This window comes from Arthrobacter sp. NPDC056886 (assembly GCF_042788715.1).
GTDB lineage: Bacteria > Actinomycetota > Actinomycetes > Actinomycetales > Micrococcaceae > Arthrobacter.
In genome coordinates, this window is sequence record NZ_JBHUBT010000008.1 from 168,102 (window position 1) to 195,050 (window position 26,949).

General features: G+C 61.6%; 20 protein-coding genes and 1 pseudogene. 12 read left to right on the forward strand and 9 right to left on the reverse strand.

What is annotated here, in order from left to right:
• From mgrA to ACFRJ8_RS15265, 4 genes and pseudogenes are all read right to left on the reverse strand, one after another.
• Positions 1-1,046, reverse strand: a pseudogene (mgrA, locus tag ACFRJ8_RS15250) (L-glyceraldehyde 3-phosphate reductase).
• A gap of 54 nt (positions 1,047-1,100) precedes the next feature.
• On the reverse strand, positions 1,101-1,562 hold the full coding sequence (locus ACFRJ8_RS15255) for a LacI family DNA-binding transcriptional regulator (RefSeq protein ID WP_377986995.1): 462 nt from the start codon (positions 1,560-1,562) through the stop codon (positions 1,101-1,103).
• Between the two features lie 41 nt (positions 1,563-1,603).
• Positions 1,604-2,293, reverse strand: a complete 690-nt coding sequence (locus ACFRJ8_RS15260; protein WP_377986996.1) for an aspartate/glutamate racemase family protein — start codon at positions 2,291-2,293, stop codon at positions 1,604-1,606.
• Complete coding sequence (locus tag ACFRJ8_RS15265; RefSeq protein WP_377986997.1) at positions 2,290-3,078, reverse strand: hydroxypyruvate isomerase family protein; 789 nt, start codon at positions 3,076-3,078, stop codon at positions 2,290-2,292. Before ACFRJ8_RS15265 ends, ACFRJ8_RS15260 begins: the two co-directional genes overlap by 4 nt.
• Positions 3,079-3,580: 502 nt before the next feature.
• Here ACFRJ8_RS15265 and ACFRJ8_RS15270 point away from each other — a divergent pair.
• A complete protein-coding gene (locus ACFRJ8_RS15270; protein WP_377986998.1) occupies positions 3,581-4,252 on the forward strand; it encodes a GntR family transcriptional regulator in 672 nt (223 codons plus the stop codon).
• On the opposite strand, the gene ACFRJ8_RS15275 is transcribed toward ACFRJ8_RS15270, so the two are convergent.
• Together ACFRJ8_RS15275 and lhgO are read right to left on the reverse strand one after the other, a co-directional pair.
• Positions 4,239-5,351, reverse strand: coding sequence for an Ldh family oxidoreductase (locus ACFRJ8_RS15275; protein WP_377986999.1), 1,113 nt, complete (start codon positions 5,349-5,351; stop codon positions 4,239-4,241). The two genes, ACFRJ8_RS15270 and ACFRJ8_RS15275, sit on opposite strands and share 14 nt — an antisense overlap.
• Entirely contained in the window at positions 5,348-6,535 is a 1,188-nt protein-coding gene (gene lhgO, locus ACFRJ8_RS15280) for an L-2-hydroxyglutarate oxidase (protein ID WP_377987000.1), read from the reverse strand. Before lhgO ends, ACFRJ8_RS15275 begins: the two co-directional genes overlap by 4 nt.
• A gap of 225 nt (positions 6,536-6,760) precedes the next feature.
• On the opposite strand from lhgO, the gene ACFRJ8_RS15285 reads away from it, so the two are divergent.
• Both ACFRJ8_RS15285 and ACFRJ8_RS15290 read left to right on the forward strand, forming a co-directional pair.
• The gene (locus ACFRJ8_RS15285) at positions 6,761-7,480 is read left to right on the forward strand and encodes a substrate-binding domain-containing protein (RefSeq protein ID WP_377987001.1); all 720 of its coding nucleotides are present in this window, start codon (positions 6,761-6,763) and stop codon (positions 7,478-7,480) included.
• 145 nt (positions 7,481-7,625) lie between these two features.
• Positions 7,626-8,342: a fumarylacetoacetate hydrolase family protein gene (locus tag ACFRJ8_RS15290; protein ID WP_377987002.1), complete on the forward strand. Its 717-nt coding sequence runs from the start codon at positions 7,626-7,628 to the stop codon at positions 8,340-8,342.
• Positions 8,343-8,410: 68 nt separating this feature from the next.
• Here the strand turns inward: ACFRJ8_RS15290 and ACFRJ8_RS15295 are convergent, their stop codons facing one another.
• Together ACFRJ8_RS15295 and ACFRJ8_RS15300 are read right to left on the reverse strand one after the other, a co-directional pair.
• Complete coding sequence (locus ACFRJ8_RS15295; RefSeq protein ID WP_377987003.1) at positions 8,411-9,193, reverse strand: MBL fold metallo-hydrolase; 783 nt, start codon at positions 9,191-9,193, stop codon at positions 8,411-8,413.
• A gap of 105 nt (positions 9,194-9,298) precedes the next feature.
• Positions 9,299-10,075 (reverse strand): NAD-dependent epimerase/dehydratase family protein, encoded by a 777-nt coding sequence (locus ACFRJ8_RS15300; RefSeq protein ID WP_377987004.1) that lies wholly within the window; start codon positions 10,073-10,075, stop codon positions 9,299-9,301.
• A gap of 228 nt (positions 10,076-10,303) precedes the next feature.
• Between ACFRJ8_RS15300 and ACFRJ8_RS15305 the strand changes: the two genes are divergently transcribed.
• The 9 genes from ACFRJ8_RS15305 to ACFRJ8_RS15345 all read left to right on the forward strand — a co-directional run bounded on the left by ACFRJ8_RS15305 (position 10,304) and on the right by ACFRJ8_RS15345 (position 23,459).
• A complete protein-coding gene (locus ACFRJ8_RS15305; protein WP_377987005.1) occupies positions 10,304-11,692 on the forward strand; it encodes an MFS transporter in 1,389 nt (462 codons plus the stop codon).
• Between the two features lie 159 nt (positions 11,693-11,851).
• On the forward strand, positions 11,852-13,105 hold the full coding sequence (gene otnK, locus ACFRJ8_RS15310) for a 3-oxo-tetronate kinase (RefSeq protein WP_377987006.1): 1,254 nt from the start codon (positions 11,852-11,854) through the stop codon (positions 13,103-13,105).
• Positions 13,102-13,773 carry a class II aldolase/adducin family protein gene (locus ACFRJ8_RS15315; protein WP_377987007.1) on the forward strand — a complete coding sequence of 224 codons (672 nt, stop codon included), beginning with the start codon at positions 13,102-13,104 and terminating at the stop codon, positions 13,771-13,773. The genes otnK and ACFRJ8_RS15315 overlap by 4 nt, the downstream gene beginning before the upstream one ends.
• A 263-nt stretch (positions 13,774-14,036) precedes the next feature.
• The gene (locus ACFRJ8_RS15320; RefSeq protein WP_377987008.1) at positions 14,037-14,252 is read left to right on the forward strand and encodes a hypothetical protein; all 216 of its coding nucleotides are present in this window, start codon (positions 14,037-14,039) and stop codon (positions 14,250-14,252) included.
• Between the two features lie 1,299 nt (positions 14,253-15,551).
• Positions 15,552-17,480 carry a hydantoinase/oxoprolinase family protein gene (locus tag ACFRJ8_RS15325; protein ID WP_377987009.1) on the forward strand — a complete coding sequence of 643 codons (1,929 nt, stop codon included), beginning with the start codon at positions 15,552-15,554 and terminating at the stop codon, positions 17,478-17,480.
• Positions 17,481-17,520: 40 nt separating this feature from the next.
• Entirely contained in the window at positions 17,521-17,976 is a 456-nt protein-coding gene (locus ACFRJ8_RS15330; RefSeq protein WP_377987010.1) for an acetone carboxylase subunit gamma, read from the forward strand.
• Between the two features lie 15 nt (positions 17,977-17,991).
• Positions 17,992-20,118 carry a hydantoinase/oxoprolinase family protein gene (locus ACFRJ8_RS15335; RefSeq protein ID WP_377987011.1) on the forward strand — a complete coding sequence of 709 codons (2,127 nt, stop codon included), beginning with the start codon at positions 17,992-17,994 and terminating at the stop codon, positions 20,116-20,118.
• Between the two features lie 64 nt (positions 20,119-20,182).
• Positions 20,183-22,513, forward strand: coding sequence for a hydantoinase B/oxoprolinase family protein (locus ACFRJ8_RS15340; RefSeq protein ID WP_377987012.1), 2,331 nt, complete (start codon positions 20,183-20,185; stop codon positions 22,511-22,513).
• Between the two features lie 121 nt (positions 22,514-22,634).
• On the forward strand, positions 22,635-23,459 hold the full coding sequence (locus ACFRJ8_RS15345; protein WP_377987013.1) for a hypothetical protein: 825 nt from the start codon (positions 22,635-22,637) through the stop codon (positions 23,457-23,459).
• 29 nt (positions 23,460-23,488) lie between these two features.
• Here the strand turns inward: ACFRJ8_RS15345 and ACFRJ8_RS15350 are convergent, their stop codons facing one another.
• Positions 23,489-26,284 carry a LuxR C-terminal-related transcriptional regulator gene (locus ACFRJ8_RS15350; protein WP_377987014.1) on the reverse strand — a complete coding sequence of 932 codons (2,796 nt, stop codon included), beginning with the start codon at positions 26,282-26,284 and terminating at the stop codon, positions 23,489-23,491.
• Positions 26,285-26,949 lie beyond the last annotated feature (665 nt).

Sequence of the window (26,949 nt, forward strand, 5' to 3'; positions counted from 1 at the left end):
TTACGCCTGCAGAGCCTTCGCCCAGAGGTTGATGTCGGATTCGATGGCGTATCCGTCTATTTTCTGGAGGTCTTCGCTGGTGAATTCCGGGCCCGAGACTGCCGCGAGGTTGTCTTCGAGTTGCCGGACGCTGCTGGCTCCGATCAGGGCTGAGGTGACGGGTGTCCCCTTCTCCTGCGGGCGCAGGACCCATGCGATGGCCATTTGGGCCAGGGTCTGCCCGCGCTCGGCGGCGATCTCGTTCAGGCCGCGGATTCGCGCCAGGTTCTCCCGGGAGAGGTGCGTGTCTGCCAGCGACTTGCCCGCCGCTGCCCGGGAGTCTTCCGGGACACCGTCCAGATAGCGTGCGGTCAGCAATCCCTGAGCCAGCGGTGAGAAGGCGATGGACCCCGCCCCGACTTGTTCGAGGGCCTGGAACAGGTTGGGGTCACCGTGTTCGGTCCACCGGTTGAGCATGGAATACGAGGGCTGGTGAATGAGCAGCGGTGTGCCCAGATCGGCGAGGATTTCCGCGGCCTGGATGGTTTTTCGGGTGAGTAGGAGGAGATGCCGGCGTACAGTGCCCGGCCCGAGCGGACCGCGGTGTCGAGGGCGCCCATGGTTTCCTCCAGTGGCGTGTTCGGGTCCGGGCGGTGGCTGTAGAAGATATCGACGTGGTCCAGGCCCATGCGTTCCAGTGACTGGTCCAGGCTGGCCAGCAGGTATTTCCGGGATCCCCACTCCCCGTACGGTCCGGGCCACATGCGGTATCCGGCTTTGGTGGAGATGACGAGTTCGTCACGGTGCGCTTTGAAATCGTCCGCCAGGTGCCGGCCGAAATTCGTTTCCGCGCTGCCGCTCGGCGGACCGTAGTTGTTGGCCAGATCGAAGTGCGTGACGCCAAGGTCGAAAGCCCGGCGAAGGATGGCCCTTTGCGTTTCGAAGGCCTTGTCATCGCCGAAGTTGTGCCAGAGGCCGAGCGAAACGGCCGGAAGTTTCAGTCCGCTGCGCCCGACCCTGCGGTAAGGCATGGAATCGTAGCGGTCCTGCACTGGGTTGTGAGTCATGGTTCAGTTCTTTCGCTTGTAGCGGTGCTCTTGGTGTTCGGTTCGTTTCCTGGCTTATTCCAGGATGACGAGATCGATCCCGTCGCTGGCATGAATCATTCGGCGCCCGCCGCCGGCTTCGAGCCAGACCCAGACGGCCGATCCGTCTGCTGTCACCGTCTCCATCCAGCCCCTGGCAAATTCGTCGCCGCGGCAGACAAGACCGACGTGGCTGCCCTCCAAAAACTGCAGCGGCGCCGAGGAGCCGTGGATCTGGATCGTTTGCGACGCCGGGGCAGGGGATTCCTCCCGAACGTCAACTTCCGTGGTCCGGTGTTCCCAGGTCCCGCGGCGTTTCCTGCCTCTGGCCTGCGCTCCTTTGCGGAGCTCATAAGCCTGCTCATTGCGCACATAACCAAGGCGGTCGATGGCCGCCCGAATCCTGGCCCGGGTCTCGGTTTTCACTTTCTGAGGGCAGTTCAAGACGTTAGAAACGGTGCCGACCGAGACACCGGCTGCTGCGGCGACGTCGCTCATCCGGCAAGACGAGATCATCTTCAGTTCCTTTCGCGCATCGATCAGGGTCGGTTTGCGGTTACCGCTGCCTTTAGCTTGAGCGCCGCGGCCTGTGGGCCAGAGATCACTGGAACGCCTAGCGCTTCCTCGACAGCAGTGACTGCGGGGGACAGAGAATACTGACCGAGCAGCACTGCGTCGACTGAACCTACGAAGGGTTTGGCCGCTTCGATCAGTGCTGCAGTCAGCGCGCTGATGTCGCCGGCTTTAGTAGCGGTCAGCGCTGCGGGAACAGGTTCTCCGACGACCTTTGCTGTGGAGCCATTGGCCCGCAGGAACGCGGTGAACCGCGTCAGAGAGTCGTTGAGGGCAGTCTCGAATGATGCGACCACAAGGATTCTGCCGTAGCCGCCCGCGAGGGCTGATTCGAACGCCGCCTCGTCGGGTGATAGGACGGGAACGTCTGCCTTTATCCCGTGGGCGACCGAACCGTAAATAGAACAGGTGAGCAGAACACCGGCTGCACCATCTGCGAGGGCGAGATCGATCAGGCGGTTCATCCGCTCGACTAGGTGTGCCGTGAGGCCACCATTCGCGTCCGCGTCGGGGAGTAGCTTATCGTCGAGGATGTTCCACACCTCGGCGTCCGGGAACACGTTGTTCATGCCGGCAATGGCCGGAGCGATCGCCGCGGTCGTGGCATGGATGAGCGCAATGCGCGGTGCCGCTGATATGTCTGTCGTAAGGGTCATTGCGCCAACTCCTTAATCCAGGTGAGTCCTTCGACGGTCCCGCCGATGGGTTCGTATTCGCAGCCAATCCAGCCCGTATAGCCGGAAGCGCGTAGTGTGTCGAAGATCGTTCGGTAGTTGATCTCGCCGGTGCCGGGTTCGTGCCGTCCCGGAGGATCAGCTACCTGCACATGAAAGATGTCCGGGCGCATCGCCTGCAGCTTCGTCACGAGGTCGCCCTCGTCAATCTGAGCGTGATAGACGTCGAACATGATGCCCACGTTGTCGGCATTCACCGCCTCGGCGACCGCAGCCGAGTGCGACTGGGATTCGAGTATGAAGTCGGGTGCGTCGCGCTTGTTCTGCGCCTCGAGAACGATCCGGACGTTTGTGTCTCTGGCCTTCTCGGATGCCCAGATAATGTTGCTCACAAAGCGTGCGAACGCACGATCACGGCTGACGTCCGCCTGGCGGATGCCGGCCATCACGTGGATGAAGTCGCTGTCCAGCTCTACGGCGTACTCCAGCGCGAGCTCGAAGTCGGCGTGGAATTGCGCGACTTTGTCGGGCATGCAGGCGATGCCCTGACGTTCGGGGGTGCCGGCCTGCCCAGTGGGTGAGTTGATGAGAACCTGCTTCAGGCCCGCATCCGTCAGACGCTTTTTCAGCTCGGTTGCCTTGTAAGGGTATGGCGCGGCGTACTCGACGCCGGCAAACCCGGCCGCCGCAGCCGCGTCGAAACGCTCAAGAAAGTCGACCTCGGTGAACAGCCACTTGAGGTTTGCATCGAACTTTAACTCCGTCATGGGTCTCCTCCGTTCTGTGACCTGTCCTCGACTGGCAAACCGTCGAGCAAGGGTAGGGCTTTCGATTCACGGTCACTTTGTCTTGCGCCCCGGGTAGAGGAGCTCACTCCCATAATAGTATATTTGAAGTAGTGATCATATAGTTTTGAAGAACCGGTCATGCTTTCCGGTATGCGGACCCCGTGCAAGGATGGCCCTTTGTCGCGGGGGACTGCCGGACCGTAACTGCATAACTACTTCGGGGATTGGGGCGCTGAAGATCGAAACCGGCGTGCGAGTCGGGCCAGGAGGTTGGGGCGGCCAGCACAGTAGTGGTGTCGGAGGGCGGGTTTTGTGCAACCAGCCGACCACCTGGTGGCCTCGGCGAAAGGCCCTTCGCGGACGTGGTGGTTTGCTGCGGGAAACGCGGAAGTGGGGCGGGCGCCGTCCTCTTCCCGTGGCGAAGCCATCGTGACCGCACTCCGACCGATAAGCTGAATAATATAGTCGAGAGGGAGATACCATGGCGAACCGCCGAAAGCCGGGAACAACATATGCCGACACCGTCTATGACCAGCTCTTGAAGCAGTTCATGGCCGGTGCGCGGGAGGCCGGCCAAGCTTTGAACATCCCGTCCATCGCGCGCGAGTTTGATGTCAGCCAGACGCCGGTACGTGAAGCGCTGGCGCGCCTTGAGCACACTGGTCTTGTGACCCGCGAGCCGTTGAAGGGGTACCGGGTCGCGCCGTTGTTCAGCGAACACGAGCTGGTCAAGCTCATGGAAGCGCGCTTGGTGATTGAGCCCGCCGCCGCTTTAGAGGCGGCGCGCCGAGTGACGCCAGAGTTCCTGACAGAACTTCAACAGACAGTCGATGACCTGGCAGCAGCAGCCGAATCCGAATCGTTCAGTGAGTATTGGCGATCAGACGATGCCTTTCACGGGCTGATCTCCCAGCAAGCGGCCAACCCGTTTCTCGAGTCCGCCTACAGGGCGATCGGCGGGCACGTGCGTAGGTTCCGCCTCCTCGCCCAGGCGAGTTCAAGGACCGCTGCGATCGCAGTGGTCGAGCACGGCCACATTATCGAAGCGCTCGAGGCGAGGGACGCGGACAAGGCGGCCGCAGCGATGCGCATGCACATCGAGGGAGCCGCCGCCCGCGCCCTCGCCGACCGAAAATCGATCAGCTCGACGTAGCCGGTCGGAGGAGCTCGACGGCGCCCACCTCGGCGAGGACCACCGGAGCCGAGGCGCGCCCGGCGATATCGCTGATCGTTGTGAACAGCGTGTCGGGGATCGGGATACCGTTCTCGCCCCGCTCGCGCCGCGCTTCGCGTTCGGGGTCGCCCGGGATCCTGACGCCGTTTTCGCCCTGCTGCATTGCGTTGACCAAGTGTTCGACGTTCTGTGGCGTCTTGCCGCCGGGGTTCAGTGCTTCCGGGTCGATGACCAGGAAGAAGTGACCGATGTTGTCGCGGTCGCCGGTCTGCAGCGGGCCCGCGGCGTTCGACAGAGCGGCACTCAGTACCTGCGACATCAGGCTGAGTCCGAAGCCTTTGTGGCCGCCAGACTCGGGGGTCGGTCCGCCGAGCGGGCTGATCGTGGCGCCAAGCTTCGTCAGCAGCGAGTAGGCATGCGTGGCGTCGGTGACGGCTTCGCCTGCCCGGTCGAAGACCCAGCCTTCGGGCAGGGTCTTGCCCTTGTTCGCATAGGCCTTCACCTTGTTGAGGGCGACGACGCTGGTCGACATGTCCACCAGCAGGGGCTCACCGCTCACGCGGGGCGCGGAGAAGGCGATCGGATTGGTGCCGAGAATCGGGGTGGTCCCGCCGGTGGCCGAGGTCACCGGTGTGCGCGTCGTCGTCGTGATGAGCGAGAGAAGCCCCTGCTCCGAGGCCAGACGGGCGTAGAAGCCGAGCGCGCCGAAGTGGAGCGAATTGCGCACCACCACCATGCCGATTCCGCTCTCGCGGGCCTTCTCAATTGCTAGTTCCATCGATCGGATACCGGTCGGATGCCCGAGTCCGTGATGTCCATCTACGACGGCAAACGCGGGGCCATCCATGACGACCTCGGGCTCCGCGGTCAGGTCGAGGCGGCCCTCCACCAGGAATTTCTCGTACATCTGCAGCATCGAGACACCGTGGGAATCGATGGCGGAGAGATCGGTGTCGACCATGACGTCGGCGGTGATCGCCGCAGAATCGGCACGCATGCCCCACGCGTCGAGGATGGCGAGGATCTGCGCCCGCAGGGACTCCGGAGTGAAGCGTCGCAACTGGGTCTCGGTGGTCATACGGTTACTCCTACTTGGTCTGCGATGCGCTGACCTATCTCCAGCGCCGCGGTTGCGGCCGGCGACGGCGCGTTTAGGACATGGATCTGACGATGCGCGCGCTCGAAGTAGAAGTCGTCGACGAGGGTGCCGTCGCGCTTCATCGCCTGGGCGCGAACACCGGCATGGGTGGGGACGAGGCTGTCGTCCGAGAGGTCCGGGATGAGCTCGCGAAGGCTGCCCAGGAACCTCTTCTGCGAGAGGGACCGGAGGGTCTCGTCGATGCCGGTGCGCCAGAACTTCTTGCCGAGAATCCACAGGCCCGGCCACATGGCGCTTTCGAGTACGTCCCGCGGGTTGATCTGGCGCCAACTGTAGCCTTCCCGGGCCAGAGCGAAGACAGCGTTGGGTCCGGCATGGACGGAGCCGTTGAACATCCGCGTGAAGTGGACACCGAGGAAAGGGAATTCAGGATCCGGGACCGGGTAGATGAGGCCCTTGACCTTGTGCGACTCCTGAGGCGTGAGCTCGAAGTACTCGCCGCGGAAGGGGATGATCCGCACCTGCGGGGTGAGTCCAGCGAGCCGCGCGATGCGGTCACTGTGCAGACCGGCGCAGTTGACGAACTCCTCGCCGCGGTGCTCTCCGATCTTGGTGCTGACGGTGACTCCGTCGTTTTTCGAGGCGATTCCGACGATTTTCTGGCCGAAGAGCACCTGACCCCCGTTCTCCTCGATCAAGCGGCGCAGTGTGTTGCAGACACCGCGGTAGTCGACGATGCCGGTCGACTCCACCCGGAGTGCCGAGACGGTGCGAACATGTGGCTCGTACTCGCGGGCTTCCTCGGAGGTGATGACCCGACACGGGACGCCGTTGGCCTGGCCGCGACGGTACAGCTCCTGGAGGGCGGGGAGCTGCGAGTCTTCGGTCGCAACGACGAGCTTGCCGCAGATGTCCACCGTGATCCCGTGTTCCTCGGCGAAATTCTTCATCGAGAGTGACCCGGCCTGGCCCATCGTCGCCTTGAGGCTGCCGGGCTTGTAGTAAAGGCCGGAGTGGATCACTCCGGAGTTGTTGCCGGTCTGATGTTCGGCGACTGCGTCCTCCTTCTCGAGGACGGTGACGCGGTGACCGCGGAGTCCGAGCTCATATGCGGTGGAGAGGCCGACAATTCCTGCGCCGGCCACAATGACGTGGCTCTTCATGGGGTGACTTCCTTGTTCGGGGCTGTCGACAACTGTGCCGAGGAGCACAAAATACTATGTGCGTATCTAGAATACTATAGTCTGGAGCCCTAGCGGGATACTATAGTGAAGCGCGTAAAAGTTCCGAGATGGCCGCCTCTCTAGGAAATCTTGGAAAGCTCAACGATGAATTACCTGCGCGGTCTGAGTCGACAGTGCGGGCCCCGAGACCCTTAAGGACAAACCATGACCACTTCATCCGACCCCACCGTCGTGCCCCTCTGGAGCGCTCTTGTCGTCCGTGGCGCCCTTGACGCCACCGTGATCCCGGCCTTTACCGCCGAGGGGGAGCGGACCGTAGATGCTGTGTTCGACCCGACGACGGTGCTCATGCAGCGCATTGATGCCGGCGAGCTGCCTGAGGTCATCATCTCCACTACAAGTTCCCTCAGCGGCTTGCCCGCGGGCACCCTCCTCGAGGGATCGATTGCGCCGCTCGTCCGGACGGGCATCGGCATTGGCGTGGCCGAAGGGGCGGAGGCACCTCAGATCGCGACGGTTGTTGATCTCACCGCGGCGCTCCTTGGGGCCCGCTCGGTCGCGTACTCGCGCACCGGCCAGAGCGGGATCTACTTTTCCTCTCTGATCGAGAAGCTCGGCATCGCCGATGAGGTCAACGCGAAGGCCACCATCCTGGAGAAGGGGTTCACAGGAGAGGCTGTGATCGACGGCCGCGCCGATCTTGCCATCCAGCAGGTCAGCGAGCTCCGCTTCGTTCCAGGCGTCGCCGTCGTCGGGCCGCTGCCGGAAGCTGTGCAGGCCTACACCGACTTCTCCGTCGCTGTCACCTCGGCCGGTGCTGCTTCGGCCGGGGCCCACGCCCTCCACGCGTTTCTCATCGGACAGCTGGCGCGAAACGCTTACGTCGCCGAGGGGCTGCAGCTGCCCGCCGGCTCGCAGTCGTAAAGTGCCGGAGCGCTGGTTCGCTGCCAGGCGGTAACCGTGCTCTCACCACCTACGTCGTCACCACCATTGCTTCCGTGCCGCTGCTCCTCGCCGCAGCGGCATTTCTCGACCAGGGCGAGGCATCAGCACAGCTTGGAGAGAACTCATGACAGTCATTCCCGTCGTACCTGCGCATCCTGGACTCCCGATCGTGGGATCCGATGAACGCTTCCCCGTCCGGCGCGCGTACTGCGTCGGCCGAAACTACGGCGACCACGCTCGCGAGATGGGTGCCAACCCTGATCGGGAGCCGCCGTTCTTCTTTTCGAAGCCGACCGACGCCGTGTACGCCCTCGACGAGGGGCTTCCACTCGACGGCCTCGGGCCTGGGCGCGTTCCGTATCCTCCCCTGACGTCCGAGCTGCATCACGAGGTCGAGCTCGTCGTGGCCATCGGTGTCGGGGGGAAAGACATCTCCGCGGACACCGCCCTCGAACACGTCTGGGGCTACGCGCTCGGGTTCGATTTGACCCGACGCGACGCCCAGGCTGTCGCGAAGCGGATGCGCCGGCCTTGGGACTTGGCAAAGGGCTTCGACGCCTCGGGCCCAAGCTCGGCGATCGTCCCCGCATCGCAGATCGGCCACCCGGCCACCGGACGGATCTACCTCGAGGTCAACGGCGAGCTGCGTCAGCAAGGCGATCTCGCGGACCAGATCTGGAGCGTCCCTGAAGTCATCGCCGCTCTGTCACGGACCATCACGCTGACGGCCGGCGACCTCATCTTCACCGGCACGCCGGCAGGCATCGCTGCTCTCGCCCACGGGGATATCGTGACGGCAGGGATCGACGGGGTGGTCACTACCTCCTTCATTGTCGACTGACCTCGCGGACACCAAAAAGCGTCCGTGCCCGGGAATTTGGTCCCAGGCACGGACGCTTCGTCGTGCCGCTAGGCGATGTGGGTGAGCGTGCCGTTCGCGTTCAGCTCGACTTCGACAGGACCTGCCTTGCCGTCGAAGTTCACCGTAAAGATCTCACGGAGCGCGGGGCCTTCGTCGATGACCTCGCCGTCGACCATCCGGAGCCGATTGTCGTGTCCGGGAAGCAGGCTGATCGAACTGTCCGCCAACAGGATGCCGCGGACCGTGTCGATGCTGCGTTGGCTCGCTTCAAGATCCATCGACAGGTCAGGAACACCGGTGAACAACTCGACTCGGTTCTTTACCGAGTCGCCGGAGAGGAGTACGCCGCCCTCGGTTGTGGCGACCTGGAACGCGATGTGACCGGGCGTGTGCCCCGGCGTCGGGAACCAGGAGATGCCAGGGAGGAGTTCTCCACCTTCGTCCATCCCCGTGAGGAAGTTCTTGGGCTGGTCCGTCGCGACCACGTAGTCGAGGTACGGCTTCGAGAGGAAGACCGCGTCCGGCTCGGGGTGGTTCGTCGCCCAGTCGTACTCCACCTGGTGCACCGTTATTGTCGCCTCGGGAAACATCCCAATGTTGCCGACGTGGTCCCAGTGCAGGTGAGTCAGCAGAACATCCGTCACATCGGCAGCGGTGAGGCCGAGCTCCGCGAGGTTGGCCCGCACCATTCCGCCGTGTGTCGGCGAACCGGTGTCGACGATTACGACTCGATCTCCCGAGCGGAACAGGTGCACGCTGCTCCAGCCGAAGCCGCCGTGGAAGGCGCTCTTGATCGGGAATCCGTGTGCGAGGGGATGGGCGTCGTACATGGAGATACTCCTCAGGTTTCTAGATGGCTGCGTCATAGGGGCCGGCGGAACCGGCCAACGGCTTTGTGCAGGTGGGCGAAGGGAACGTCGGTCACGCCCCGCGTCTCACCAGAGGCCTCCGGTGTAGTCGGGATCGACGTACCCTCCACCTTGGTGCCCCGGAACGGCCTGTCCCGCGAATTGATCGGCCCACGCCTCGGCGTTGTCGAGTGGCTGCCATCCCAGCGCCTTCATTCCCGCCTCGTTCTCCCAAAAAGCGCGGGTATTGGCGGAAACACCATAGACGATCTGGTACCCGACGTCGGGCGCGTCGATCGATCGCTGCATGAGCGAGATTGCATCGCGGTAGCTGAGCCAGGTGCTCAACTGTCGCGCCTCTCCAGGCGTATCGCGGAAGCTGCCGATGCGCAAATTCACGACCTCGAGGCCCCACTTGTCGTGGTACAGACGACCGAGCGTCTCGCCAAAGGCCTTCGACACACCGTAATACGAGTCAGGCCGAGGAAGGACTTCATTGTCGATCGTGGTGTCCGACGGGTAGAAGCCGGTCGCGTGATTTGAACTCGCGAAGACGACGCGACGCACGTTCGCGCGTCGCGCAGCCTCGAACAGGTTGTACGTTCCGACGATGTTGTTCTCGAGGATCATCTCGAACGAACGTTCGTCGGCGATTCCGCCCAGGTGGACGATCGTTTCGACGCCATTGCACAGCTCGGTGAGGAGATCGAGGTTGGAGAGGTCACCGACGAACTCGGTCTCACCCTTCAACAATTCGGTTCCAGGCTCCATGACCAGCAGGCGAACGTCGGCGTCTTGACCTTCCAGGCCGGCACGGATGACCGTACCTACTCTTCCCGCGCCCCCTGTATACATGATTGCCATCCCGCGCTCCTTTGTCTCGTGGTTGCGGCTCGGGTTGCTTTTGTGTCGATAAGCCGCTTCAGTATCCAACAGCATACTATATGCAGTTCCCCTAAACTATATTATGCTGTTGGATACTGAAGCCCGACTCAACGGGGAGCTCGTTCAGCCGGCAACGGGAATTGCAGCCCCCGCGGGAATCAAAAGGACCCCCACAGGCAATCAAAGGCGATCTGAAAGGCCAAACCGATGCACGAATCAGCATCTACAGCAACAGCAACAGCAACAGCAACGGCAATCTCAAGGGCAGAACTGCGACGAGTCGGTTGGGGGAGCTTCGTCGGAACGGCGATCGAGTGGTACGACTTCTTCGTCTTCAGCGCAGCATCGGCACTGGTCTTCGCCCCACTCTTCTTCCCGGGTGCGGACCCGCTCGTGGGCGTCCTCTCGGCGTTCGCAGTCTTCGGAACGGGGTTCGTCGCCAGGCCCTTTGGGGCCATCTTCTTCGGGTACCTCGGCGACCGGATCGGGCGCAAGAAGACGCTGATCGCGACGCTCCTGATGATGGGGTCGGGCACATTCCTCGTCGGCTGCTTGCCAACGGCCGAGCAGATCGGCATCTGGGCACCGGTCCTCCTTGTCGTTTGTCGACTGCTGCAAGGCTTCGCCACCGGCGGGGAATGGGGCGGAGCTACCCTGGTCGCGATCGAGTTCTCCCCCGACAACAAGCGCGGCAAGTTTGGCACGTTCCCGCAGCTGGGAAACGGAACCGGCATCGCACTCTCCACTGCGGCGTTCGCACTCGTATCCCTCCTGCCTGAGGACCAATTCCTCTCATGGGGCTGGCGCGTGCCGTTCTTCGTGAGCGTCTTTCTGATCATCATCGGACTCATCATCCGGAAGCAGATCGGCGAGACGCCGAGCTTCACCAAGATGCAGGAGAACAACGAGATCGTGAAGAACCCGCTCGCAAGCCTGTTCCGTCACGACTTCCCGTCTGTTCTGCGCGTGGTGGGCATGAAGCTCATCGAGGGTGTGTTCGCGATTATCTGCTTCACGTTCGTCGTTGCGTTCGCGACTGGTCAGCTTCACGTCGATCGCACCTCCGTTCTCATCGGCTCCACGGTCGCCGCGGTTCTCAGTGTCCCGTCGCAGTACTTCTGGGGAACACTCTCCGACCGCGTCGGGCGTCGCCCCGTCTTGCTTTTTGGCGCACTGTTCCTCATCGCGTTCGCATTCCCGTTCTTCTGGCTCATCGAGACAGCCAACCCGGTTCTCATCTCGTTGGCTCTGATCATCGGGTTCTGCGTCGGCTACTCAGCGATGTACTCGGTACACACGTCGTACTTCGCCGAGCTTTTCCCGTCTCGCACGCGTTACACCGCGCTAGCAGTTTCGACGAACATCGGCTCTGTGATCTCCAGCGGCCCCGCGTCGCTCATCGCCGGCGGCCTCGTCGCGGCAGCCGGCGGGTCGGCCTGGATGGTCTCCGTGTACATCATCGTCGTCGCAGTGATCTGCGTCATCAGTGTGCTGCTGTCGCCCGAGACGGCTAACCGCCCCCTTCGGGGTGAGGAAGCCAAGATCGAGGAATCGGGTTTCGCGCCGAGCGCGAGCCTGGTCCAGGTCGCTGAGTAAACCCTCCAGCGTTGAACGCCCGTACCCGCTGTGCTCTAGGAGAGACCGCGGGTACGGGCGAAGGACAAACCACGTTTCGCTGCTCGGACAAGTAGTCGCGACGTGCCGCTGCATTAACCGCTGGCACGAAACTTGGACACTCAATAGATAGGACCAATAATGCCTCAATGGGGTTGCATAGCCGATGATTTCACCGGAGCAACGGACTTGGCTACGAACTTCGTTGCACAAGGGTTCCGCACGACCGTCATCTTTGGGGCTCCCGACCCAGTCCGGCCAGGCACGCAAGACGATCCTGCGATAGATGTGGTTGTGGTCGCCCTCAAGACGCGCACCGCTCCGGTCGAGCAGGCTGTCAGCGAGAGCCTGCTGTCGCTGCGGTACCTTGAGTCAATCGGTGCACAACGGATTTACGTGAAGTACTGCTCGACCTTTGACTCGACGCCGACGGGTAACATCGGGCCGGTCATAGACGCTGTGCTGGCCGAACTGGATGAGGCCGCCACCGTGGTTGTTCCCTCCTTCCCGCAGGCAGCGCGCACCGTATACCGGGGGCACCTTTTCGTTGGGAGTGACTTGTTAAGCGAGAGCTCAATGCGTCACCATCCACTCACGCCGATGCTCGACTCGAGCGTTCCCCGGATGCTCTCGCTGCAGTCGGTCAACCACGTGGGATTGGTTCCTCTCGACGTCGTCCGGGCGGGGGCCGTTGCCTTGCGCGATCGCGTTGTGCCCGGCGCGGGGCGCACGCTTCTCGTCGTCGACGCCATCTCCGAATGCGACCTCACCACCATCGCTGAGGCGACGAACGGCCTTCGCGTGGTCACCGGCGGCTCGGGTTTAGCGCGGGGATACGAACACGACGCTGGTTCCGCAGACGCCCGGGACATCCGAGTCGCCGACGGATACAGAGCGACCCTGTGCGGCAGTGCGTCGCAGGCGACACGCGCGCAGGTGGCCCACGCGAAGCAGAGCGTGCCGTGGCGCAAACTCGACTTGCACGCCCTGCGGGACGGTTTCGATGCCGAGATCGCATCGCTGCTCGATTGGGCGGCCGGGGTTTACGAGGATCGGGCGGATGCGACGCCCCTTTTCTACTCCGTCGATTCGCTCGCGGATACTGAGAACGTTCCAGCTGGCACGAGCGAGCTTGTGGAGCAGGCACTCGCCGCCATCGCGGCCGGACTCGTGCGGCTCGGTGCGCGCCGGCTCATTGTGGCGGGCGGTGAGACGTCGGGACGCGTAGTCTCCGAACTCGGCATCGACAGCATCACGATTGGCGCCGCGATCGCTCCTGGCGTGGCGTGGAGTGCCGGCCGCACGGCCGACGGCGTGCCGGTGAACGTCGCCCTCAAGTCAGGGAACTTCGGAGCCGAAGACATGTTTACATCGGCCTGGGCGGTGCTGGCATGACCGTCATCGATGACCTCGTCGCGGCGGGGCGCCAGCTCACCGCGCTCGGACTCAGCCCTGGTTCGTCCGGGAATCTCAGCGTGCGCGTCGGCGACACCATCGTGATGTCTCCGACAGGCAGCGATCTCGCGAGCCTCCACGTGCAGCAACTGTCGGTGCTCGACTTCGAGGGCAAGCTTCTCAGCGGACCGAAGGCGTCGAAGGAGTACCCCTTCCACCGCGCCATGTACCGGCGCAATGTGGAGACGAGGGCAATTGTGCACCTGCACTCGACTTATGCGGTGGGGGTATCTTGTCTCGAGCCCTGGAGCACGATGAGCGCGCTCCCGCCTGTCACGCCATACTTCGTGATGCGGGTGGGACAGACTCCGCTCATTCCCTACGCGGCGCCAGGTGATTCGTCGCAGGCGGGAATCATCGAGAACCTTGGATTCCCGTTCGGTGCGGTTCTCCTGCAGAACCACGGCTCGATCACGTCCGGTTTGACCATGGCTGCCGCCGTCGATGCCGCGATTGAACTGGAAGAGGCGTGCAAGCTCCTTCTGCTGCTGGGCACGAAACCTGCACGCCACTTGACCAGCCGGGAAGCCTGTGCGCTCGGGTCTGCATACTCATCCCCGTGGACGGCCACCGACGACGGTTCAGCCGTTCCGCTACAGCGAGACTGACACGTCTAGACCCGAGCCAGCTCATCCACAGGACGATACCGTTCGAGCGGGATTCGGCGTCCTGCGGTATGGGCAGACACGAAGCGACCTGCGAATCCGTTGCCCACCCGGGTGGCCGACAAATGTCGCAAATAGTTCACCCGGCAGGGTAGTAGCATGCCACACCGCCTTTGGAATGAAACTGAGGACAGTCCTCAACAGGGTCCGGCCCTCACGGCTCGATGCCGAGGCCAACAATCAAGAAAATGAGAAGGGATAGAACCATGACAACCGCCCTTGACCTCAGCATGAAGGTCATCGCCAGAGACCGCGCGAGTATGGACCACCAGCTCGACGAAGCCGTGGCCATTGCCAAGGCCAGAGCAATGCGGGAGAAGCGCCAGGGAATTCTTGTCACGAGATACGCCCACGATTCCTTCACGGTCGCGCTCAGCGATACCGTGCCCTTCGGGACGACCCTCGAACATCAGGATTGGTGAACCACCTATGGTCCGGAAGTTCTACGGACCGCAACGTCTGCGTTCTCAGTCGTAAACGCTTCATCTCCAGAAGTACTCCAAATTCGGTGCATATTTTCGATGCATATTAACGACAAGAAGTGGATATGGAATTTTCGATCATGATGGCCTGCGCTGTCATCAACACAATGACGCATGAAGGCCGCAGCGCGTTGCCGAATGCTCCTGTTGTAGGGCCACCAAGCAGCGGACACAGTCGGCGTAGGCTGGCTCGCGCGCGCGGTCGGCTGGCAAGCGCATTGCACAGAGCGGCGTGGAGCATTGAGCCTGACGTGCAGACTGCACCTGAGCCCCGACAGTGAAGTAGGCCATGGGCCCCTCGGGCGGGAGAAACACCGTGGTCCGGGGACCGACCACGGAAAGCGAAACACGTCTCCTTCCGCAACCGACGCCTACAAAGACCTCTAAGTATTGACAATCCACACGAATAGCAAAGGTCGCGGTGCCGGGGGAGCAGACCGTCGCGGTCGTCCGCGCCGCCACAGCCGGATCGTGTTACTGAAACTTACAGAACAGCTGCTAGCACTCCGTCGCTTGCGCTATGAAAATAACGGCAGGGCCGAAACCTCGTGGAGGGCCGACCCTCTTCACCAGGTCATGACTTAAATGCCCGCATTGGCCTCAGGATCTGCGCCCGCATCCTGACCATCTGCGTTCGGCACCATGCACCAGCACCCGTCCCAGGCCGACTACGACCGCAAAGGTGGTCGAAGGCAAACGCCACAACCAGGCCGGTATTGCGCTCCTGACTGGAACGAGGCTCCCCGGTTCCGCGGTGTTTCCCGCTGCTGAGTTCGCGATGCTGGGCAGTGCATATGCCTGTACATTCTGCACGTATCCAAACCGGTCATTGGTCGCCAGAATCCTTCACTTTGATGGCAACGGTCCGCCGTCGCATTGTTGCCAATCTGGCCTGTTCGGTGAATCCCACCACGGACAGAGTGCTGGGCCGAGCGCTGTGGCGCCGTCGAAGTAACGGGTGTCGATTCCGCTTCGAGTCGATCAGCGTGGGGAGGCGGCCGCGGAGCAGAAACCACGCGCGCTGAGGGCCCAACTTAAGTGCTCGCGCGCGCCCAACCAGTCCAGCGCCCACCCGGGTGGCCCACCCATGTCCCGGATATTCCACCCGGCAAGGTAGTAGCCAGCCACACCGCACCTGGAGCGAGACTGAGTTCAGTCCCCGATGTGGCCGAAATCACAGCCGCATGCTGCGGGCTTCACCGATCGTATCCCCGCGCCTCAACATACAAAGGAGTATCAATGGAACGGCTCATTACTGTCGATAACGGTGGGACGCTGACCGATATCTGTGTCTGGGACGGTGAAAGTTTTACGTTCGCGAAAACGCTCACCACACCTTTTGACCTCTCTCAATGCCTCTTCGACGGCATGGCCAAGGCATCAGAACAGATCTTCGGAGAGGAAGATCTTCCGAGCCTTCTGCACTCAACCCGACATATCCGGTACTCAACGACTCAAGGAACAAACGCGCTCGTAGAACGCAAGGGTCCCCGGATCGGAATCCTCACCGACAGCGATTCCCTCACTGAAGAACTCAGCGCCGGTGATGGAGGTGCTGAGCTGTTCGAAGACCTCGTTGGCACCCGCGTTGCAGTCATCAACGCTCAGCAGCCCCTCGAACAGCTATCGCGGGATATCGTCAAGCAGGTCAAGCGGCTGACGACCGATGGCGCGGCCCGACTTGTGATTGCCATGGGGGACAAGAGCACGGAGAAGGTCGTCAAGGGCGTTCTGCTACGGAAATTCCCCCGGCATCTGTTGGGGTCCGTGCCCATTCTTTTCTCCTGGGAGTTCACACCTGACGTCGTCCAGGGCCGCCGTGTATGGTCCGGAATCATCAACTCCTTCCTGCACCCGACCATGGAGCGGTTCCTCTATAGCGCCGAGCACCGGCTGCGGGATCACAAGGTGAAGAACCCGCTCCTGATCTACCGCAATGACGGAGCTTCCTCACGCGTGGCTAAGTCTGTGGCGTTGAAGACATACTCTTCCGGTCCCCGCGGCGGGTTGGAAGGAACGAAGGCGCTGTCGGAAGCGTACGGGCTTGCGCACGTTCTCATGATCGACGTCGGAGGCACCACTACTGATGTCGGCTCAGTAAAGAACTCGACAATCTCAACGGATCGCAGAGGCTCCATCCGGGGTGTTCCGATCTCGTTTGAGATGAGTAACGTCCATTCCAGCGGTGTGGGCGGCAGCTCAATCATTGCGCTTCGCGACGGAGTCATTACTGTCGGCCCCGAGAGCGTCGGAGCTGCGCCGGGTCCCGCCTGTTTTGGTTTTGGCGGGAAGCAGGCCACTATCACGGACGTAAACCTGCTTCTGGGAGTCCTGGATCCGGACACCTACCTCGGCGGAGGGTTCAGCCTCGATGCCGCGCGCTCCCGTGCCGTTATCACTGAAGTCATCGCTGAACCTTTGGGGATATCGCTAGGTGACGCCTTGATGCGAATGGAGACTGCCTACTTCCAACGCATGGCACAGTCCTTTGCGGCCGACATCGAGGATGCGGACACCACAACAGTTGCCGCCTTCGGAGGCGCTGGCCCCATGAGCGCCTGCGGCGCGGCACGGATGGCCGGTGTTCGCCGTGTCCTAGTACCCAAGATGGCCGCTGTCTTCTCAGCCTTCGGAATTGGCTTCTCTGACATTGCGCAGACCTACGAGGCCAATGTGACCGGAATGGATGCCGAAGCGTTCGGCGTAGCCAAGGAGTCGTTGTTGGCCCGGGCGGCTAGGGACATGTTCCAGGAAGGCCATGACATCGGCGAATGCCGGCTCGAATGGAACGTGGTTCTTGAAGACAGCGATGGCCAGCTGATTTCAGAGCTGGCGCACCTGGAATCGGACCCACGGCCCGACGCGGGCGAAGACAACACCATGCTGACACTGACGGCCCGCTTCGAACTGCCGCACGCCTCTATCCGGCGAGCCGCATCTACGGCCCGAACACCCGCGGTCCCCACCTCCACGCGAAAGGTCCGCTACGCCGCCGACAAGGTGGAAGACGTCCCGGTATTCGAACTGGAGAGTCAAGCCGCCGGCGCATCAGCCACCGGGCCGGCCATCGTCGAGGGCCCTTACTTCACGTCCCGCGTGCCGCAGGGCTGGAGGCTTGACGTGACTGATTCCGGTGACCTCATGCTCACCGACATCATCCAGAAATGATCATGACCCAACTATTGCAAGAAGACAGGTGAGACAAGCTATGCGGATTCCAATGACGGAATATCTGATCATCGATCTTGACACTGAGCGGTGGACCTGCAGGGTGTGCAGCCATGATCTCGGGGACGCGAGAGGCAACTACAAGGAGGGAACCCTGGTCTATGACCGGGACCCGCGGGAAATCCACCAGTCGATATTGGACCCGGAAAAGTACGAATTCACGTTTGCTCCCGACCCCGCCTTCTGCCGGATCCTCGAATTTTACTGCCCGGGTTGCGCGACGCAGCTTGAAACAGAGTATGTACCACCGGGACACCCGCCGACCGTGGACATGCTCTGGGATATCGACTCGCTCCGCGAGAAATGGACGGAACGTGGAGTCGACCCTGAATTCGTCATCAACTACGGGCCCGGCGAAGAGGCAGTTGCCGACTTCAGTCCTGCCCTTGGCTCGTACAACAGCCTCTCCCCGTCCGCACCCCATTCGCACAGCTAAAGGAAACCACTGGTCATGAAGCGAATTTCCGTTGACATCGGCGGTACATTTACCGATTGTTTCTTCGCATGGGACGGCGAGTATGTTGAAGCGAAGGCGCTGACAACCCACCACAACCTAGCCCAAGGCTTCAATGAAGCACTCGACCTTGCCTGCTCGCGCGCCGGGCTCGACCGGGACCTCGTCCTGGCGGAAGTCGATTCGGTCCGCTACGCAACAACCCTCGGCACCAACGCGCTCATTGAAGGAAAGGGGCCCAGGGTCGGTGCTTTGGTGACCCACGGCTTCGAGGACACTATCCCGCTCTCCCGTGGCCGCGGCTACGGAGAGGGGCTGGACCCTTCCAAGCAGCAGAATCTGCCGGATGCTACCCGTCCGGATCCGCTCGTGCCCCGCGCCTTGATCCGGTCTGTCAAAGAAAGAATCAATTCGGCAGGAAAAGTCGTCGTTTCCCTGATGGAGGACGACGTCCGCACGCAGGTGCGCGAACTCGTGGACAACGGTGCGGAAGCCATCGTGGTCTCGTTGGTCAATTCGACAGAAAATCCGGTCCACGAACAGCAGATCCTGGACATCATCTTGGACGAGTACCCGGCTCACGAGTTGGGGGCTATCCCCGTTCTGCTGGGCAGCCAGGTGTCCGGACGAAAGGGTGAATATGTGCGGGCAACGTCCACGATTGTTGACGCCTTTCTGCACGAAATCATGTTCCATGCACTCGGGCAGCTGTCCAACAACCTCCGCGGGTCCGGCTATGACAAACCCATGCTTGTCATCCACAACTCGGGCGGCATGGCACAGTCGAATTCCACCGACGCCCTGCAGACGATCCACTCCGGGCCCATCGCCGGAGTAGGTGCTGCCCAGCACCTGGCCGACAGTACCGGTTTGGGGAATGTCATTTCCACGGACATGGGCGGCACGTCCTTCGACATCGGGCTCGTCCCTGAGGGAGGGGTCAAGCACTACGACTTCCAGCCGACCATCGGACGCTGGCTTGTTTCGGTTCCCATGATCCACCTGTTGACGCTGGGTGCGGGTGGCGGTTCGATAGCCAGCTATGACCGGATCCACCATTCGGTGCAGATCGGACCGGAATCTGCCGGTTCAGACCCGGGTCCTGCCTGTTATGACCGTGGCGGTCTCCGCCCGACGGTCACCGACGCGGACTTGGTCTTGGGCTACCTTGATCCGGACAATTACGCCAACGGCTACATCCAGCTGAACAAGAAGCGTTCCATTTACGCTATTGATGAGAACTTGTCCGATGAACTGAACCTGGACACGGTTGAGGTCGCCAAGATCATCAAGAACGCGGTCGACGAGCAAATGGCCATCGGCATGTCGAAGGAGTTGCGCGTCCGGGGTTATCTTCCGGAAGACTTCACGATGCTGGCCTATGGTGGCAACGGCCCGCTTCATGCGTGCGGCATCGCCGACCACGCAGGGATCCGCCAGATTCTCGCCCCGCCGTTTTCCTCAGTCTTTTCAGCCTGTGGAGCCGGCAACATGAAACCGCTCCATATCCACGAGCGGGGCTCCCACGTGGTCCTGTACAACCCCACGGATCGCAGCCTCTACACGAGCTATGACGAGCTGAACCGTGTCATTCAGGAGCTCGAATCCAAGGGCCGGGAAGACCTGGTCCGTCAGGGTTACGACACCGCCGGAATACGCCACACCCTCGAGATGGACCTCCGTTACGGTAACCAGTTGGTGACCACCGCAGTCGTCTTCGACATCAACCGCGTGAACGGTGTCGCCGACGTCCTCCATCTCATCCGGACATTCTCCGACATCTACGGTCAGCGCTATGGTGCCGGCAGCCAGGCCCCTGAGGCCGGCATCAGGGCACAAACCATTCGGGTGTCGTCCTACGTTGACGGGGAGGTCGTCAAGTTCGATTCGATCGACTCCGGCCACGATCGAACCATGCCCTCGCCGATCGGCACCCGGCAGGTCCACTTCGTGAAGATCTACGGAGCAGTCGATACGCCTGTCTACGATGCCGAGGCACTGCACCACCAGCACGTCATCCACGGACCGGCGATCGTTACCACCGAAAACACAACGTATCTCGTTGAACCGTCGTGGCGCTTGGAGCCGACATCCCAGGGGGCCGTGTGGTTTCTCAAAGACTGACCCCGTACCACACGGATCCTCACCAAGACCTTCCAGCTATTCACATTGAAGGAGCCAGACAGCAATGACGCTTACAGCAAATGACACCAGCACGACGGCCGGCGCAGCCGAGCCCGCTTCGCAGCCGCTGACTGCACAAGAGCAGCAGTGGGTGGACCAGTTCATGGATGAAACTACCCTGTTCCTGGGCCCAGACCCGGACATCATGCGCAGCCACCAGATCACTTCCCGCTCGGCCTATGAGGAAGAGTGCATCTCAAAGGGTGTGGACCCCATCCAGGTCGACCGAATCCGCAAGCGGCTTGCCGGCGCCCTGGACGAGGGCTACGAAATGTGCGAGGCCATGGGGGCCGCTCCCGGGGCAAAGTGGGGGGACCTGACGACGGCGATCTACACTGCCGAAGGGGATGTCACCTACCTGTCCTGCCACGGGGTTATCGCGTTCTCCGCCATCCTGCACCACCCGATCCGGTACATCATGAAGTACTGGAAGGACGAGCCGACGGTGGGAATCAACCCCGGCGACGGATTCATCCATAATGATGCCCGGTACGGAAACGTCCACAACACCGACCAATCGATGATTTCTCCGATCATGCGTGACGGCAACATTATCGCCTGGGTTGCGGCCACCATCCACGAGGGTGAGAATGGTGCCTGCGAGCCCGGCGGGATGCCGTCCGGTTCGGAGACACCCTTCGATGACGGTCTGCGCTTGTCACCGATCAAGATTGTTGAGAAGGGCGAACTCCGCCGGGACCTGCTGACATTCCTGCAGCACTCAGTCCGCGATCCCAAACTGCAGTTGGCCGATATTAAGGTCAAAATCGGCGCGGTCCAGCGAATTCAGGAACGAGTCGACAGCATCATCGACGAAGTAGGCATCGAAACATTCGTAGCCGCCCTGCGAGTCACAGTCGAAGACGTGGAGCAGGAAGTCAAACGCCGCATCAGCGAGCTGCCGGATGGGACCGTGACCTTCAACCAGTTCATGGACTCCACCCTGAAGGAGAACATCCTGATCAAACTCGCCTGCAAGATAACGGTCAAGGGCGAGAAGATGACGATCGACCTACGCGGTACAGGCCCGGAAATCCTCAACCGGGCCATCAACTCGCCGCTGTGTTCGGTCAAATCGATGATGATGCAAGCGATCCTCGCTTTCTGGTGGCCGGACCTGCCAAGGTGCACCTCGGCGATGTCTCCCATCGACATCATCTCGGATGAACACACCTGGGCCGACGCCGGTTATGATGCACCGATGGGGCAGTCACTGCAGGCCTCGTTCCGCGGGTTCTCGGCCCTGCAGACTGCCTTTGCCAAAGTGCAGTTCTCCAACCCGGAAAAGTTCTCCAATGTCCTGGCTCCATGGTTTAACCAGATCAACACCTTCCTGTGGGGAGGCCTGACCCAGCACGGGGACCAGGTAGGCAACCTGTGTGCGGACCTCAACGGCATGGGCGGCGGGGCCAAGGCGTTCCGCGACGGCGAAGACGCCATCTCACCGTTGTTCTGTGCCATGGCTGACACTGCTGAACAGGAAGTCATGGAAGAGGAGGTGCCTTTCATGCAGCTTGTCAGCAAGCGAATTGTCCGCGATAACCAGGGCTTCGGAAAGAACAGCGGCGGGATGGGTTACGAGATGATCGTAGCCGCCGAAGGAACGCCGTTGTGGGGCTTCATGACCGTTGCCTCAGGCTCCAAGTTTTCTTCTGTGACCGGTATGTTCGGCGGCTACGGCTGCGGCACAAACCCGCTGGCGATGGTCAAAGGCATCAATATCTATGACGTCATCCGCAAGGACTCCAGCCACTTCGATTTGTCGATGGAAAGGATCATGAACGAGCAGCCCTATGAAGGAGGGAAATACACCACTGCCCACATGGGGCTGCAGTTCGATGTCGCCAAGGACGGTGAGCTGTACATGATCGCCCAGGGCTCCGGCGGCGGCTATGGTGACGTCCTGGAACGCGACCCCGAAGCGGTGGCCAAGGATCTGGAGCTCGGCCGCATCTCGGCGAACGTTGCCACCACTATCTACGGCGTTGTGTGGAATCCCGACACATTCGTTGTGGACGAAGAAGCAACAGTCCAGTTGCGTCAGGATGTCCGGCGCGCCCGCATCGCACGGGGGAAGCCGTACAAGGAGTTCCTTGAAAGCTACGTGCAGCCCGAACCGCCGAAAGACCTGCTCTACTACGGGTCCTGGGGCGATACGGGCGAGCTTACCGCGACCCACTTCACCAGTGAGGGGCCAGAACGGGTCAAGGCGACCGTGGACAAGTTGCCGCTGATCATGCTTCCGGACCGGCGGGAAGTGAAGATCAGCCAGCTGGAGGAAAGGATCCGGGAGCTGGAACAGAAACACGGGGAAGTCATCCAGCGCAAGTCCTAATCCTTCAGCGAAGGTCCTGACCTGGACCAACCCGACAGAAGCCCTCGGCGCCGCATCCTCCACCATCCAGGACGGTGCGGCGCTGAAGGCTTGAAACAGCAAATCTCCCGAGAGAGACGTCATGACCCCAACAATTACTACTCCTGCCACACTTGCCACCGTTGTTGCATCTCCTCCGTCGGGCCGGCCCAAAGCCGTGCTGTTTGACCACCATGAGTATGCAAATTCCGTGATACTTCGCGGAGGCGATGTTCCCTGGGACAATGCCACCGCCTATTCGGCATTTTTCGCCCAGGCCCAAGGGCTCCTGAGGCCGGACGTTGCGCTTTTGGACTTGAAGCGGCTCTACGATCATCTGACAGCGGGAAATACGCGGCTTGAGACCGCGATGGGGGGCAAGTCACGGACCGGGTACGCGCTTCGGACTCTGTTGGCAGACGATGACACAAACAAGGCGGTGCTGGAATTCGCCACGGTGTTCGCTCAGACCGCACGTCAGCCCGTGGTTCTTCGTATCCCGTCGCCAATGGAATGGCTCATCGCCACACACCGCCTCGGGGGCGCAGCCAACCTGAGCGACCTGGACGCGGACGACGCTGAAAACGCGTCGATGTATGTCAGCGACTGGCTGCGTGCATTCGCAGCACTGCCCGTCGGCGGCCTGCTGCTGGATGACCGATCTGACCAAGACCGCCCACGCGTACCCGTTGGGTTGGAGGCCTATACGCCAATCGCCAACGTGACCAACAACTATCGGTGGACTTTAGGGCAACTGGACGACGCACAAGTGCGTCTGCATGCCGACACCGCGGTTGGCGGGTACATCCCGGCGAGTTTTTGGCTGGATTCGAAGGTAGAACTTCCGTCCGCAGACTTCTACCTGGCCGAGATACCAAGTGCAGCACGACCCGAAGACGTGCTGGTACGACTGGAGGCCCTGACCTGACCAGCCGCCGTCACCTTCGGCCCTGCAATTCAACCTGACCTCAGCAAATGCCTGCGGCGTGCCTCATCCACACAGGCCTGACGACCGCTGACGCCGAGACTACTGAAAAGGTTCTTCAAATACCACTTCACCGTGTTGATCCCGAGGTGAAGCTCCATGGCGATTTCGCGATTGGATCTGCCCTTGTCAATGAGGAGCAGGATGGTCTGCTCACGCTGTGACAAGGCCGGTTCCGGGACTGAGGCCAGTTGGTGCCACCGGTGCTGCGGCTCCCCGTATAGGGTTCTGGAAGCGCCCCGGTTGACTGCAGCATTTGAATCCAGCCGGATCAGGAGACTGAGAAACGTCCCGAGATCCGGGTGGCAGTCGTAATTCGACGTACCCAGTCTGAGCTCCTCAGAAATGTTGTGCACGAGTTCGGAACAGGCAACGCCGCCGTCCAGTACGGGCCGGACAAAGCCCAGCCGGCAACACGTGTTGAGCGCCGGGAGAAGGGTCACTTCAGCCTCACGATGCAGGCCTGCCTGCTGGAGCGCCGAGGCCAACAGGATGCGGGCGTGAAGTTCCGCCCGAGGACCGGAGTAGGCCGCAGCCCGTCCGAGCAGATACCGGGCCGCTTCGACTGTGGCCAGAGGGTCGGAAGTGTCTGCGCCGGCACTGCCGGTCTTGGCCATTTCCGACCGGATCTGGGTAGCAAGGAAAATCTGGTAGGAAGCTTCGCTCAATCCTTCCAGCCTTTGTCCCGGGGCGCCCGGACCGGGGGGAGAATCTGTGGTGCTGAGTGGTTGAAACGGCCCATGATTGATGCCCAACTGCGCCCGTTCAAGATTGATCGCATATTTGAGCCGCGGGAGTCCCAGGCTGTCAGCGACGAAGTCGCCTTCGTCGAGTATCTCCGCGGCTTTTGACCCGTCTCCACGCAGGTCCTTGATTCTGGCGAGAGTGGCAAAGGTGCAAATCATGAAGTCCACGACGCCGCCTTCTGAACCCAGCTCGTGGGTCTCCTCAAGAAGCCGTTCGGCCTTGTCAAGAGCGCCACGTTCGTAGAGGAGTTGCCCCATCATCGCGCCCGCCAGGCGGGCGGCGTGGGAGTGTCGTCCGGCGCGGCTACGGCCCAGTTCGACGGCCAGGGCAAAGTGCTGTTCGGCCTGGCTGATATCAAGCAGCGCATATGCGGCCAAGCCTGCAAAGCAGTGTCCGTAGACATTACTGAATGGGCCCGCGACCTGGCCGTGAAACGTGTTCGCCCAGCGTTGCTGTTCCAATGCCAGCTCATACTGGCCATCGTGAATTTTCTTGAACGTTGACAGATTCGCGCCGACTGAGACGATCCAAGGACGAAGCCTGCTTGCTTGCGCGAAGCACTTTTCATCCAATTCCCCAATGCGGCTCACGGCGTCACCGTACATATCGATGCAACTTTGCACGACGAGGCTCTCAACGCCGAGTTCAAAGCGGTCGTCGTCGTCCAGTGTCCCGTCGTAGGGCATCACAGCTTGGGCTTGGTCGAGGGAGGCCTGCGCTTCTGCAGCTAGGTGAAGCAGGGTGTTTGCCCATGCGATGGCCATCTGGAGCCGTGCTTGGCCAGCAACACGAGCAGCCGGGATTTTGCCGACCAGCGCAAGCAAGGTCGCCATGCTTGAGTGTTCCACCAGCCACATCGCGCGGGACTCCACGATTTCCACGGCGAAATCGACGTCACCTGCGGCCAGTGCATGGTCGACGGCGTCGCTTGGAAATCCGTTCTCCGAGTACCAGTGCGCTGCTGTCAGATGCAGTTGCTTGACGCGCCCCGGGTAGTCGCGCTCCAGCCGGCGCCGCAGATAGTCCTCGAAGAGGTGGTGATAGCGATACCAGGTGCCGTTCTCGTCAAGCGGCTGCAAAAACAGGTCGCGGGACTGGACTCGTTCGAGCATCGCCTGCCCCTGTTCGATTCCGGACAGGGCAGACGCGAGCCCCGCGCAGAGCCGCTCCGGTACAGAGGAGGTCAAGAGGAAGTTCAATACATCCGGTTCCAGAGTGTTGAAAACGTTCTCCGCCAGATACTCGCCGATGGACTGGTGCCCTCCCGAGAGGCTTTCTATAAGGGCCGAAGCCTCCCGATGATCGCGCAAGGAGAGGGAGACAAGTTGCAGAGCAGCAATCCAGCCTTCGGTCGTCCTACAGAGGCTGGCGACGTCCTCTCCTCCGAGGTCAAGACGGCCAATGTCTACCAGGAAAGACTGAGATTCGGCCTGGTCGAACCGCAACGAGACAGCATCTACCTCAACGAGCTGACCACGTACCCTTAGCCGTCCGAGGGGGAGGCCTGCACGGGTGCGGCTCGTGATGATGAAGGACAGATGGGCGCCACCGGCGTCCAGCAGGCGTTCGGCGACGTCCAGAGTTCGTTTGTCAGTGACCAGATGCCAGTCATCCAACGCGATGACGATATCCTGACCGCCCTCATCGATGGCATTAATAAGAGCGGGAATCACGTAGCGTTCCGCGTCATCCGGTCGTTCCTCAAGCAGTTGCTGTAATTCTTGATCGAAACCCGTCTTTGCTCTCCCGATTGCTTCGAGCAAATGGGACAGGAACCAGATTGTATTGTTGTCATCCCGGTCCAATGACAGCCAGACTGTCGTTCGTCCTTGCGTGCCGAGAAGCTCCATCCATTGGGCGGCAAGGGTGGACTTGCCGAAACCCGCCGGGGCGTGGATCAGGGCCAAGCGCCAACTGGCGTCGGCGCGAAGAACATCGTTCAGGCGCGTCCGGGGGACCCACTTCGCGACCGGCTTAGGGGGGCGGAACTTGCTTGAAGCGCCGGGGGGCACCAGTGCCATCTGCCACCTCCTTGTGGTCCGGCGTTGGCCAGGAATGCTCTGAGCCCTCTAAAAAATCCTATGCCAAAAAGGCGCCGAAGACAGCGCCAGGGAGCGGGGCAGGTCCGTCGGACCCTATTGCGGACCAACGTGCTCCTCGGTAACCACGTCCTGGACAGGTCGCGAGAAGTCGCTGGTGTCCCCGAAGCTGTGTTCGACCGGGGAAGCACCCAGGACAGGCTTACCAACGCTGAACCGGTGTTGTAGCCCTGGTGCTTTCCCGGAAATGTCACCAGCATGGCTTTTCTGTTGCAGGTCGAGTGGGTCGCCGATGTCGAGCTTGACGTAGCCTCAAGCCGAAGCCGCCGACGGTGGGAGTCACGTCCTGGCGGGCTTCGGCTGCACCGGCTCTGTGAAGAACGACGGACGCCGCGGCCGATCGGACCGGGAGGGGACGTTACCTCAGAGACCTGCGCTTGCGTGGCCGGGCGTGCAGACGAAGAACCGCGGCTGCTCGATTGGCGCGAACGGAACTATCAGCCACTGATTGCCGTACAGCTCCACATATGAATCGTCGGGGCAGCGGGCGTAAGCTTCGTCGCGAGTCATCTCCGGGCCCCGATTCCACAACTGGTCTGCGGTGCCAACGGCCCGTTCCGGAGTCGAACTCATTGTCGAAATACCTC